Origin of the sequence: Paraburkholderia sp. (genome assembly GCF_035501035.1) — a bacterium.
Classification (GTDB): domain Bacteria; phylum Pseudomonadota; class Gammaproteobacteria; order Burkholderiales; family Burkholderiaceae; genus Paraburkholderia.
In genome coordinates, this window is the sequence record NZ_DATJWR010000117.1 from 1 (window position 1) to 11,025 (window position 11,025).

At 65.3% G+C, this 11,025-nt stretch carries 14 protein-coding genes; 6 read left to right on the forward strand and 8 right to left on the reverse strand.

The genetic code is table 11. The annotated features are described in order from the left end of the window. The coding region (locus tag VMJ11_RS08345; RefSeq protein ID WP_325618804.1) for a DUF2244 domain-containing protein at positions 1-261 on the reverse strand (261 nt) is incomplete at its 3' end. Between the two features lie 266 nt (positions 262-527). Next, a complete protein-coding gene (locus VMJ11_RS08350; RefSeq protein WP_325618806.1) occupies positions 528-1,517 on the reverse strand; it encodes a methyltransferase domain-containing protein in 990 nt (329 codons plus the stop codon). A gap of 269 nt (positions 1,518-1,786) precedes the next feature. Between VMJ11_RS08350 and VMJ11_RS08355 the strand changes: the two genes are divergently transcribed. Both VMJ11_RS08355 and trmL read left to right on the forward strand, forming a co-directional pair. Next, entirely contained in the window at positions 1,787-2,452 is a 666-nt protein-coding gene (locus tag VMJ11_RS08355; RefSeq protein ID WP_414694342.1) for a ComF family protein, read from the forward strand. Positions 2,453-2,500: 48 nt separating this feature from the next. After that, on the forward strand, positions 2,501-2,971 hold the full coding sequence (gene trmL, locus VMJ11_RS08360) for a tRNA (uridine(34)/cytosine(34)/5-carboxymethylaminomethyluridine(34)-2'-O)-methyltransferase TrmL (RefSeq protein ID WP_325618808.1): 471 nt from the start codon (positions 2,501-2,503) through the stop codon (positions 2,969-2,971). Positions 2,972-3,011: 40 nt separating this feature from the next. On the opposite strand, the gene VMJ11_RS08365 is transcribed toward trmL, so the two are convergent. From VMJ11_RS08365 to VMJ11_RS08385, 5 genes are all read right to left on the reverse strand, one after another. Next, positions 3,012-3,545, reverse strand: a complete 534-nt coding sequence (locus tag VMJ11_RS08365) for an O-acetyl-ADP-ribose deacetylase (RefSeq protein WP_325618811.1) — start codon at positions 3,543-3,545, stop codon at positions 3,012-3,014. 68 nt (positions 3,546-3,613) lie between these two features. After that, the gene (locus VMJ11_RS08370) at positions 3,614-4,612 is read right to left on the reverse strand and encodes an NAD(P)H-dependent glycerol-3-phosphate dehydrogenase (protein ID WP_325618813.1); all 999 of its coding nucleotides are present in this window, start codon (positions 4,610-4,612) and stop codon (positions 3,614-3,616) included. A gap of 81 nt (positions 4,613-4,693) precedes the next feature. Beyond that, positions 4,694-5,158, reverse strand: a complete 465-nt coding sequence (gene secB / locus VMJ11_RS08375; RefSeq protein WP_325618815.1) for a protein-export chaperone SecB — start codon at positions 5,156-5,158, stop codon at positions 4,694-4,696. 205 nt (positions 5,159-5,363) lie between these two features. Beyond that, positions 5,364-5,624: a glutaredoxin 3 gene (gene grxC, locus VMJ11_RS08380; protein WP_133185323.1), complete on the reverse strand. Its 261-nt coding sequence runs from the start codon at positions 5,622-5,624 to the stop codon at positions 5,364-5,366. Continuing rightward, positions 5,621-6,046 (reverse strand): rhodanese-like domain-containing protein, encoded by a 426-nt coding sequence (locus VMJ11_RS08385; RefSeq protein ID WP_325618818.1) that lies wholly within the window; start codon positions 6,044-6,046, stop codon positions 5,621-5,623. The genes grxC and VMJ11_RS08385 overlap by 4 nt, the downstream gene beginning before the upstream one ends. A 219-nt stretch (positions 6,047-6,265) precedes the next feature. On the opposite strand from VMJ11_RS08385, the gene gpmA reads away from it, so the two are divergent. The 4 genes from gpmA to VMJ11_RS08405 all read left to right on the forward strand — a co-directional run bounded on the left by gpmA (position 6,266) and on the right by VMJ11_RS08405 (position 10,587). Beyond that, positions 6,266-7,015 carry a 2,3-diphosphoglycerate-dependent phosphoglycerate mutase gene (gene gpmA, locus VMJ11_RS08390; protein ID WP_325618820.1) on the forward strand — a complete coding sequence of 250 codons (750 nt, stop codon included), beginning with the start codon at positions 6,266-6,268 and terminating at the stop codon, positions 7,013-7,015. Positions 7,016-7,449: 434 nt separating this feature from the next. Then, positions 7,450-9,027 carry a S41 family peptidase gene (locus VMJ11_RS08395; protein WP_325618822.1) on the forward strand — a complete coding sequence of 526 codons (1,578 nt, stop codon included), beginning with the start codon at positions 7,450-7,452 and terminating at the stop codon, positions 9,025-9,027. A 211-nt stretch (positions 9,028-9,238) separates the two neighbouring features. Beyond that, positions 9,239-10,000 carry a molybdopterin-synthase adenylyltransferase MoeB gene (locus VMJ11_RS08400; protein ID WP_325618824.1) on the forward strand — a complete coding sequence of 254 codons (762 nt, stop codon included), beginning with the start codon at positions 9,239-9,241 and terminating at the stop codon, positions 9,998-10,000. 311 nt (positions 10,001-10,311) lie between these two features. Then, complete coding sequence (locus VMJ11_RS08405; RefSeq protein WP_325618826.1) at positions 10,312-10,587, forward strand: hypothetical protein; 276 nt, start codon at positions 10,312-10,314, stop codon at positions 10,585-10,587. A gap of 236 nt (positions 10,588-10,823) precedes the next feature. On the opposite strand, the gene VMJ11_RS08410 is transcribed toward VMJ11_RS08405, so the two are convergent. Beyond that, positions 10,824-11,025 (reverse strand): hypothetical protein (locus tag VMJ11_RS08410; RefSeq protein ID WP_325618828.1); only part of this gene is annotated, 202 nt, incomplete at its 5' end.

Sequence of the window (11,025 nt, forward strand, 5' to 3'; positions counted from 1 at the left end):
ATAAAGCCTGATACGTTCGTAATCGACAGCATGGCGCGCGTGCACGAAAAACGCGCCACCTGCTACCAACAGATCGATACCGGTAAACGGCAAAACCAGCCAGGCGCCGTGGATCAACAACAGAACGGCGATCGCGATGGAGACCAGCGCCAGCGAAACATAGAAAAACACGAATTGCCTGGGCGAAACCGAACAGTTGCGCTTCATCGTCCAGTCCTGCAGGACCGGCTCCGCACTCGCCAGCAGATCAGATACCTGCATCGCTCGCTTCCCCCACAGCAACCTCCCCAGACTATCGCCGCTCCGTGCTGCGCACAACTACGGGGAGATCTGGACTTGCCACAACGGATTTTGGGGTCCCTTCCGTGCAGCAAACTGACGCATTATAGGCGTGATCCCCAGCCCCCACAAGCAAGCCTCAATCGACCGCAAACCCAAGCCAGTCGGGCATTTCAGCGATTTTCCAGCAAACTTTCGGGGGCTTTTCTGGCGCTAATTTCAGGCATAACGAAAGCCCCCTTACCGCCTCACCGATTCCTTGCCGGACCGCGCCCGATGTCCTCGATCCGTACGATGCCATGCCCTTCGGCGGTCGTGCGCGGCACCGCCTTCCATGCGTGTCCGTAGATGATCTCGAAGGTCAGCGGGATCGTGCCTGCGTGCGGCCCGTCGGTGCAGCGGCGCGCCTCGAGCGCCGCCACGAGCGCGCGGTTCAGGCGCCGCGCGCCGTGTGTCGCCGCGATGCCTGCCATACCTTCGCGCTCGAATGGGTACGCGCCCCAGCGGCGCACATCGGCGAGCAGTTTCTCCGGCGTCTTGTAGGTGACGGTGAGCGTCTCCTGGTCCATCACCGGAATCTCGAATCCGTTCTCGACGAGCATGTCGCCGAGGTCGTGCATGTCGACGAAATCGATTACATGCGCTCGCGTCGGCACACCGTGCGTGGCCTCGACCTCAGCCCAGGCGCCGCGCAGTTCCTTGAGCGTGTCAGGCCCGAGCGTGCTGAACATCAAGAGGCCGTTGACCTTGAGCACGCGCTGCCATTCGCCGAACACGAGATCGGGGCGCGGATGCCAGTGCAGCGCGAGATTGGACCAGAGCAGCTCGAGCGCGCCATGCGCAAAGGGCAGCGCGGCGAAATCGGCCTGCGCAAAACGCGGGCCGCGCGCGCCGAGCGCACGCCCCACCGATGCGGGCAGAAAGCGGCGCCAGCTCGTTTCGGCCGCGTCGTGCTCACGGGCACGGCGCAGCAAGGCCAGCGAGAGATCGGTACCGAACACGGGCGCTTCTGGAAAGCGCTCGCGCAGGGCCTGCAGGTCGTTGCCGAGGCCACAGCCGATGTCCAGCACGCTCGCGGGACTCACCTTGATGTATTCGAGGCGCTCGCGCATGCGTTGCGCGATTTCACGCGGCAGGAAAGCAACCTCATCGAAAGTCGCCGCGCGGCGATCGAAGATGCGCCGCAGTTGCCGGGTGTCATAGTCCGGACGGCCAGTTCTTGCGGGAGACGGGGACATGTCGGTCGTATTGGCGAAGTCTGCGAAGTATACTCGCTCACTCCCATCCTTTCAGTTACGCGAGCCCTTGCCCGGGCCGTTCCTCGATGCCGCCGCTTTCGTCACGCAACGCACAACGCAATGCACCGCGTGCTCCGCCGCCCGCCGCACACCGCGCTCGTCTAGCGGGTCTCGAGCGCGCCTGGCGCGTGGCGCGGGCGCAGTGGTCGCCGCGGTGGCACCGATTTGCCCAATTCGTGCTGCCCAATCTGTGCCCATTATGCGGCAATTTGTCGCGAACCACGCTCTGCGTGTGCTGCGATGCCGCGTACTGGAACGAGCCCCGCCTGCGCTGCACGGTCTGCGCCATGCCGCTCGCGCGCAGGCAGCACGCGGGACACGCGCGTTACCGCTGCGAGGCCTGCATCGAAGCGCCGCCCGCATTCGACGCGACGCTCGCGCTCGCCGACTATCGCGCGCCGCTCGATTTGCTCGCGCGGGGCCTGAAGTTTCGCGCGCGTCTTGCGCTCGGCGAGGAATTCGCGCGACGCCTCGCACTGGCCGCGCAAGACGGGCTCTGTACACACGATGAACGTGACATGCCCGCAATCCTGGTGCCGGTACCGCTCTCGCGCGAGCGCCTCATCGAGCGCGGCTACAACCAGGCGTGGCAGATCGCGCGGCCGCTTGCGCGCCGGCTCGGCACGCAGGCGGACGCGACGCTCGTGCGCCGCATTCTGCATACGACACCGCAATCGAAGCTCGATCGCGAGACACGCCGCCGCAACGTCGGCCGCGCATTCGCACTCACGCGGCCACTCGACGGCCAGCATGTGGGCGTGGTCGACGACGTGATGACCTCTGGCGCCACGCTCGACGCACTCGCGCACACGCTCAAGGCCGCCGGCGCACGGCGCGTGACCAACTTCGTCGCGCTGCGCACGCCGAAGGACTGAAGGTCTCCCTCCTCATCGCATTTTCAAGATATTGAGAGTTTCATCGTCATGTTCAACGTCGTTCTCGTCGAACCGGAAATTCCGCCGAACACCGGCAACGTGATCCGCCTGTGCGCGAACACGGGTGCGCGGCTGCATCTGATCGAGCCGCTCGGCTTCCCGCTCGATGACACGAAAATGCGCCGCGCCGGCCTCGACTACCACGAGTACGCGCAAATGCACGTGCACAGCAACTGGGACGCCTTCGTCGCCGCCGAAGTGCCCGATCCGTTGCGCATGTTCGCGTTCACGACGCGCGGCTCGGGGCGCTTTCATGCGCACGCGTTCCAGCCCGGCGACTGGTTCGTGTTCGGCGCGGAGACGCGCGGCCTGCCCGACACGGTGCTCGAGCGCTTCGCCCCGCAGCAGCGTGTACGCCTGCCGATGCGACCCGGCAATCGCAGCCTGAATCTCTCGAATACGGTGGCAGTCGTGGTGTTCGAAGCGTGGCGCCAGGCGGGGTTCGAAGGCGGCGAGTGAAGCGAACGCGGTGATTGAGGCAAACGAGGCGATCGTGACGCTACGCGCTGCCTCGCGCCACGAGCTCGCGCTCGTAGCGCGCGAGCATCGTGGCGTCGAAGCACGCGAAGATCACACGCTCGAGCCCGGGCGATTCCGGCAACACGTCGATCACGGTCGCGACGGCAATGATCGTCGCCTCGTCGGCGGGGAAACGGTAGACGCCGCAACTGATTGCCGGAAACGCAATGCTCGCCACGCCGGCCTCGCGCGCGCACTCGATCGAGCGCCGGTAGCACGAAGCGAGCAGATGCGCCTCGTCATGCCCGCCGCCGTGCCAGACGGGTCCCACGGTATGGATCACGTGCCTTGCAGGAAGGCGATAGCCGCCGGTGATTCTGGCGTCGCCGGTCGGGCAGCCGTTCAGGGTCTCGCATTCGCGCAGCAGGTCGGGCCCCGCCGCGCGATGGATCGCCCCATCCACGCCGCCCCCGCCGAGCAGCGAGCTGTTCGCGGCATTGACAATCGCATCGACGGCCAGCGTGGTGATGTCGACAGCCTGCGCCTCGATGCGGCAGTTTCCGATGGTGAGCATACGGTCCTCCTTCTACCTTGCGTGCTTGATGCACGGCGCAGCAGGACCGTCCGGTGCGCGGACGCGCCCTACTCCGCCTTCGCGTCGCGCCTGAGCAGCGCGCTCACGGCGTCGCGCGGCGCAACACCGTCGAACAGCACGGCACATACCGCCTGGGTGATCGGCATTTCGATGCCGTGCTCGCGCGCGAGGGCCAGCACGGCCTGCGCGCAGCGCACGCCTTCGGCGACATGACCGAGCCCGCCGAGGATGTCGTCGAGCGTGCGCCCGCTCGCGAGCTGCTTGCCCACGGTGCGGTTGCGCGAAAGGTCGCCCGTGGCGGTGAGAATGAGGTCGCCGAGGCCGGTCAGACCCGTGAAGGTTTCGGCGCGACCGCCGAGCGTGACGCCGAGGCGCGACATCTCCGCGAGACCGCGCGTAATGAGCGCGGCGCGCGCGTTCAGGCCGAGGCCGAGGCCGTCCGAGATGCCGGTCGCGATCGCCAGCACGTTCTTGACCGCGCCCCCCACTTCGACGCCGACCACGTCGTCGCCGGTATAGATGCGCATGGCGCGGTGATGGAACGCGGCCAGCGTGCGTTCGCGGCAGGCCGCGGATGCGCTCGCCACCGTCAGCGCGACGGGCAGGCCCTCGCCGACTTCGCGCGCGAAGCTCGGCCCGGAGAGCACGCCGTTGCTCGCGTGCCCCGGCAGTTCGGCGGCCACGACCTGATGCGGCATCAGCTGTGTTTCGGCCTCGAAGCCCTTGCAGAGCCAGACGAAGTGCGCAGGCACGCGGCCCATGTCGCGCAGCGTGCGCAGCATGTCGCGCAGGCCCGCGACGGGCGTGGCAAGCACGACGAGATCCGCCTCGCCCGACGCATGGTCGAGCGCGGCGGCGAGATCGGCTTCGTATTGAAGGGTGTCGGGCAGCGCGACGCCCGCGAGATAGCGGGCGTTTTCGTGCGTCTTGCGCAAGGCGTCGACGAGCGCGCCATCGCGCGCCCACAACACCGTGTGATGCGCCTGGGCGAGATGCCCTGCCAGCGCGGTGCCCCACGCTCCGGCGCCGAGAACGGCGATGTTCATTCCGATACTCCGCACCGGTAGTTCGTGTAGACGATCAGATTACGATCAGACTGCGATCGACGTGCGTGTGAGCGCGCGCGATCAGTGCGTGGCGCTGCTCGCGCCTTCCTGCTGCGCGAGTTGCTGCAGGCGTTGCTCGTAGAGCGCCTGGAAGTTGATCTCGGCCAGGTGGATCGGCGGGAAGCCCGCGCGTGTGATCGCGTCGGCGATGTTCGAGCGCAGATACGGGAACAGGATGGTCGGGCACGCGATGCCGACGAGCGGGTCCACCTGCTCGGCCGGAATGTTGCGGATGTCGAAGATGCCCGCTTGCTTGGCTTCGATCAGGAACGCAACCTTTTCCTTGACCTTGGCCGTGACGGTGCCGGTGACGATGATCTCGAACACCGACTCGGCGAGGCGCTCGGCCTTGACGTCGACTTCCACTTCCACCGAGGGCATGTCCTGCTCGAGGAAGATGGCCGGCGAATTCGGCTGCTCGAGCGACATGTCCTTGAGGTAGATGCGCTGGATATTGAAGAACGGCTGGTTGTTCTCGTCAGACATGGTGTATGGCTTCCCTGATTGAATGGATCACGGCCGCATTATCGCGACATATCAAGATCTCGAAAATGCGCCGCTTTACGGCAATGAACGGCAACAAGCCCGCGCGAGCCTTGCGGGCTCGCGCGGGCCGGAACCCTGCGGCGCTATGTCGCGCGGCGCAGCCCGCGCGCGGACCCACTGCGCATGGGCTGCAAATCAGGCTACGTCAGGCGGCTTCGAGCAGCGGCGTCAAACCGCCCGCACGGTCGAGCGCGGAGAGGTCATCGTAACCACCCACGTGCGTCTCGCCGATGAAAACCTGCGGCACGGTCCGCCGACCGGTGCGCGTCATCATCTCTTCGCGGCGCGCCGGGTCCCGGTCGATCAGCACCTTCTCGATGTGCTCGACGCCGCGCGACTTTAAAAGACGTTCGGCCATCTGGCAATACGGGCACACCTGGGTGCTGTACATGACCACTTTGCTCACTTGGAACCTCCTTGTTTGACGACCGGCATACCGGCCTGTTGCCAGGCGTTCACGCCGCCGTCCAGCACATGGACCTCGGCAAAACCGGCATCCTTCACGAGGCGCAGCGCCTTGTGCGACTGCTGGCCCGTCTGGCAGACCAGCAACACCGGGTTGCTCTTGTTCTTCACGACCTGGCCGATCTTCGCCTCCAGTTCGCCAAATTCGATCTGGCGTGCCGAAGGCAAGTGACCCTTTGCGAATTCACCTACGGGACGCAGATCGACCACCACCGCGTTGCGGCGATTGATGAGCTGCGTGGCCTCGGCGGTGGAAACGCCGCCACGGCCGCCGCGCTTGAGCGACGGCCACAGGAGCAACCCTCCTGAGATGAGGACGATCGCGATGAGTACAAGATTGATGTAATTGGTGAAGAACGTCACGGAGGGTCCGCCGGCAGAAGTGAAAATCGGGTGGGAAAACGGAGAAATCGTGCGAAATCGGATTCGGGCAATCCGCTCATTATAAAATAAGCGTTTGTCGCAGGGTTACCGCCCCCCGGCCCGGGCGCGCACCCGCCGGACGGGGCCGCCGCCGCTGGCTTGGCCGCGTCGCCGCTCCTGCCCCCGATTACCGCTTCCTTACTACCGACCGGCATCTTCATGTACAAACTCGTACTCATCCGCCACGGCGAATCGACGTGGAACAAGGAAAACCGCTTCACCGGCTGGGTGGACGTCGACCTCACCGAGCAGGGCAACCGCGAAGCCCAGCAGGCAGGTCAGCTGCTCAAGGAGTCCGGCTATACGTTCGACATCGCCTACACCTCGGTGCTCAAGCGCGCGATCCGCACGCTCTGGCACGTACAGGACCAGATGGACCTCATGTACCTGCCCGTGGTCCACTCGTGGCGCCTGAATGAGCGCCATTACGGCGCGCTTTCGGGCCTGAACAAGGCCGAAACGGCGGCGAAGTTCGGCGACGACCAGGTGCTCGTCTGGCGCCGCAGCTACGACACGCCGCCGCCCGCGCTCGAGCCGACGGACTCACGCACGTCGTACAACGACCCGCGCTACGCCCGCGTGCCGCGCGAAGAGCTGCCGCTCACCGAATGCCTGAAGGACACAGTCGCGCGCGTGATGCCGGTCTGGAACGAGTCGATCGCGCCGGCCATCAAGGCGGGCAAGCAGGTGCTGATCGCCGCGCACGGCAACTCGATCCGCGCGCTCGTGAAGTACCTCGACAACATCTCGGACGACGACATCGTCGGCCTGAACATTCCGAACGGCGTGCCGCTCGTGTACGAGCTCGACGAGAACCTCAAGCCCATCAAGCACTATTACCTCGGTGACGCCGAAGCCATCGCGAAGGCGCAGGCCGCCGTCGCGAACCAGGGCAAGAAGGCGGGCTGACGTTTCCCGTTTGCGCGTTTGCGTGTCGATGGCGGCATTGGCCGCTCATCGGCCGCTAACTGTGGCCGCGGGGCGGCCACTGATTGACCACTCTAGCGCCGCTGGCCCGCAGGGCCGGCGAGCGCCCGGCGGCCTCGCCCGCCTCCCGCCGTGGGGCGAAGGCGAGCGCCGCTTGCGACAATCCGTTGCGTATTCCCGCTTTTGCGACAGCCCCTCGTTGCGAGCCCTCAACTGGCAGAAATGCCAGTTCCGCGTCAGCGCCGCGCCAGGCTTGGGTTTGCGGCGCATCCATCGCGAACCAGGCGGCGGCAGCACTGTCTTATCCGCATCGTTCGCGCCATATACACAGCCTCGGCAGGTGTGCAGTTATACTTGTCCGTCGCTTTTCCATTAGACGCCGCCACGCGCCTCTTCGACCGCACGCAACAACCTCTATGCGAAAGAACCTGAAAAACATCGGCCTGATTGCCGCTGGCCTTGCGACCGGCGTATTTGCCACCCTGCAGATTTCCGCCTCGGCGCAGCAGACCGAGCAGACGGTCGTCGAGCCGTTGCCGCTCGACCAGCTGCGGCTCTTCGCCGAAGTGTTCGGTCAGATCAAGCATGAGTACGTCGTGCCGGTCGACGACAAGAAGCTCCTCACCGCCGCCATCAAGGGCATGGTGTCGAGCCTCGACCCGCATTCGTCCTATCTCGACAAGACCGACTATCAGGAGCTCCAGGAGCAGACCAAGGGTCGCTTCGCGGGCCTTGGCATCGAGATCTCGTCGGAGGACGGCCTGATCAAGGTAATCTCGCCGATCGAAGACACGCCTGCGTACCGCGCCGGTATCCGTCCGGGCGACCTCATCACGCGCATCAACGACAAGCCCGTGCGCGGCATGACGCTCGACCAGGCCGTCAAGCAGATGCGCGGCGACCCAGGCACCAAGGTCACGCTCACGATCTTCCGCAAGACCGACGACCGCACCTTCCCGCTCACCATCACGCGCGCCATCATCAAGGTGCAGAGCGTGAAGTCGAAGATCCTGCAGCCGGGCTACGCGTACATCCGCATCACGAGCTTCCAGGAGCGCACGGTCCCCGACCTCGCCCAGAAGCTGCAGGACATCGCGCGCCAGGAGCCGAATCTGAAGGGCATCATTCTCGACCTGCGCAACAACGGCGGCGGCCTGCTGCAAAGCGCCGTGGGCGTGGCGGGCGCGTTCCTGCCGCCCGATTCGGTCGTGGTTTCGACCAACGGCCAGATCCCGGACTCGAAGCAGGTCTACCGCGACACCTACGAGAACTACCGTCTGCCCTCGTTCGACGGCGACCCGCTCAAGGGCGAGGCGGCCGAGTTCAAGACCGTGCCGATGATCGTGCTGACCAACGCGTACTCGGCGTCGGCCTCGGAAATCGTGGCGGGCGCGCTGCAGGACTCCAAGCGTGCGCTCATCGTCGGCAAGACGACGTTCGGCAAGGGCTCGGTGCAGACCGTACGCCCGATGACGGCCGACACGGCGCTGCGCCTGACCACGGCCTACTACTACACGCCGAGCGGCCGCTCGATCCAGAACAAGGGTATCCGTCCTGACGTCGCGGTCGACCAGTACTCGGACGGCGATCCGGACGACGCACTCGTCACGCGCGAAGTCGACTACCAGAACCACCTCGCCAACACGCAGGATCCGGACGAGAAGAAGGAGCAGGATGTGCGCGAGCAGGAGCGCATGGACATGCTGCGCCAGCTCGAGGAGCAGAACGACAAGAAGACGCCGGAGCAGCGCCAGAAGGATCGCGACCGCAAGCCGGTCGAGTTCGGCTCACCCGACGACTTCATGCTCCAGCAGGCCCTGAACAAGCTGCAGGGCAAGCCGGTGGTCGAATCGAAGTCGCCGATGGAGCGCCGCCTCGCGCAAGAGAAGCCGCCGACCTCGGCTTCGGCGCCGATCGCCGTGAAGCCGGCAACGCTCATCATGGCGCCGGCCGCAGGTTCCGCTCCCGCGCCGGCCGCGGCTCCGGCGAAGTAACCCACGCTGCATCCGCCCCGCGACCCGCGCGTCTTGCGCGGGTCGCGGGGCCGCTCCTCCTCCCGCCGCTGGCGTCGTTACAATAACGGCACTGGATTCCCCGGCGCGCGTCACGGTATTCCGGGCCATCGAAGCACCCAAGGCCTGTCGCAGCGCCAGCCAACGCCAGTCAACAAGCGCACGCCATGGCGCACTGCAAAGCGGCACCGCGATGAACGACGACCAACTCCTCCGCTACTCCCGCCATATCCTCGTCGACGAGATCGGCATCGAAGCCCAGCAGCGCTTTCTCGAGGCGCATGCGATCGTCGTCGGCGCGGGCGGCCTCGGCTCGCCGGCTGCGATGTATCTCGCGGCTTCGGGCGTCGGCACGCTCACGCTCGTCGACAACGACACCGTCGATCTCACCAACCTGCAGCGGCAAATCATGCACGAGACGGCTTCGGTCGGCCGCGCGAAGGTCGAATCGGGCCGCGACGCGATCGCGCGCCTGAATCCCGAGGTGAAGGTGAACGCGCTGCAAACGCGCATCGACGATGCGTGGCTCGACGCGCACGTGCCGGGCGCGACCGTCGTGCTCGACTGCACCGACAACTTCGCCACGCGCCACGCGATCAACCGCGCCTGCGTGAAGCACGGCGTGCCGCTCGTCTCGGGCGCGGCGCTGCGCTTCGACGGACAGATCAGCACCTTCGATTTTCGCGATGACGCCACGCCCTGCTACGCCTGCGTCTTTCCAGAGGATCAGCCGTTCGAGGAAGTGGCGTGCTCGACGATGGGCGTGTTCGCGCCCACGGTGGGCATCATCGGCGCGATGCAGGCCGCCGAGGCGCTGCGCGTGATCGGCGGCATCGGCACGCCGCTCGTCGGGCGGCTCATGATGCTCGATTCGCTACGCATGGAATGGAACACGATGCGCGTCGCGCGGCAGCCGGACTGCCCTGTGTGCGGCGAGCGTCATCGGCACGCCTGAGCGGGGCCAGACGAGGCCGAGCCGGATTTGACCGCGCCACGCAAAAGCCCCGGACATGCTTATTCCCCCCAACAATCAATGCATAGTTAGGGTGGTTTAGCTGTTAAAAGTCCTCTAAGCCCCTCCGGTAGGGGCTTTTTCTTGCCTCGGTGTTTTCGTAGCTATTCCATAAGTATGCATTGAATGTAGAATCCGGCCGGAATGCAGCGACGTCTTTGGGTTTCGAGTAGCCGTCTTTCTTCGAAAGACGAGTAGCAGGTGGGGGTCCGGGGGAGGAGCGAATGGGAAGGCGGTCTGTGGATAACTCAACGTTGGAGCGCTGGCGGCAGCTCGACGCCTTGTTGGTGCTGGAGAAGCTAGGGTGTTATGCGAAGGCCGACAGAACGTTCGAGCCCATGACGGCGCACGGCACCGAGCGCTACCACGTCAACGTTGAAGGATGGGATTTCGAGTTGCTGCTGCGCGGCCCCAAGTTCTTCGACACCCGGCTCCAGCGCGGCGGAGGCGGTGCCGTGGACTTGGTCATGCATGTGCGCCATGTCAGCTTCAAAGGCGCGACCGACTTGTTGCGTCGTCTCGCTGTTTAGGTCCCCCATGTTCGTGACTGTAAAAGCTCGTGTTCACACCGATTCCACCGGGGTCTACACCGAACTGCCTGCGCTGCTGACCCCGGCAGGAGTGTTGGAGCCTTTGCTCGACTACTGCTTGCATCGAAGCCACGACCGAAGTCTGGCCTGGATGTCGAAGGTCACCCGCTCAGTACGGATGTTCCTCGAATACCTGCTGTTACGGCTCGGGCTATTTGAGTCTGGGCGGGGGGTGTTTATCTCGCGTTCGTCCAGGGCGATTTCCTGAACTTCAGCGTGAGCATCGTGCGATGCGGTGGACATGAGATAGGCCGGTACTCCTCTGTTATCGTGAGACGGCTCTCACACCAGCCCACGAACGCAGAACAGCCCGGCCTATGCTTCGGATCGTACATTCCTTTCTCACGCTCGAACAGCATCTTCGCTCCATCGTCACCA

Excerpts from the sequence above, each read along its gene's own strand:
- VMJ11_RS08365 (WP_325618811.1), bottom strand. The coding sequence starts at position 3,545 with ATGCTCACCATCGGAAACTGCCGCATCGAGGCGCAGGCTGTCGACATC.
- VMJ11_RS08370 (WP_325618813.1), bottom strand. The coding sequence starts at position 4,612 with ATGAACATCGCCGTTCTCGGCGCCGGAGCGTGGGGCACCGCGCTGGCA.
- trmL (WP_325618808.1), top strand. The coding sequence starts at position 2,501 with ATGTTCAACGTCGTTCTCGTCGAACCGGAAATTCCGCCGAACACCGGC.
- VMJ11_RS08350 (WP_325618806.1), bottom strand. The coding sequence starts at position 1,517 with ATGTCCCCGTCTCCCGCAAGAACTGGCCGTCCGGACTATGACACCCGG.
- secB (WP_325618815.1), bottom strand. The coding sequence starts at position 5,158 with ATGTCTGACGAGAACAACCAGCCGTTCTTCAATATCCAGCGCATCTAC.
- VMJ11_RS08395 (WP_325618822.1), top strand. The coding sequence starts at position 7,450 with ATGCGAAAGAACCTGAAAAACATCGGCCTGATTGCCGCTGGCCTTGCG.
- VMJ11_RS08400 (WP_325618824.1), top strand. The coding sequence starts at position 9,239 with ATGAACGACGACCAACTCCTCCGCTACTCCCGCCATATCCTCGTCGAC.
- gpmA (WP_325618820.1), top strand. The coding sequence starts at position 6,266 with ATGTACAAACTCGTACTCATCCGCCACGGCGAATCGACGTGGAACAAG.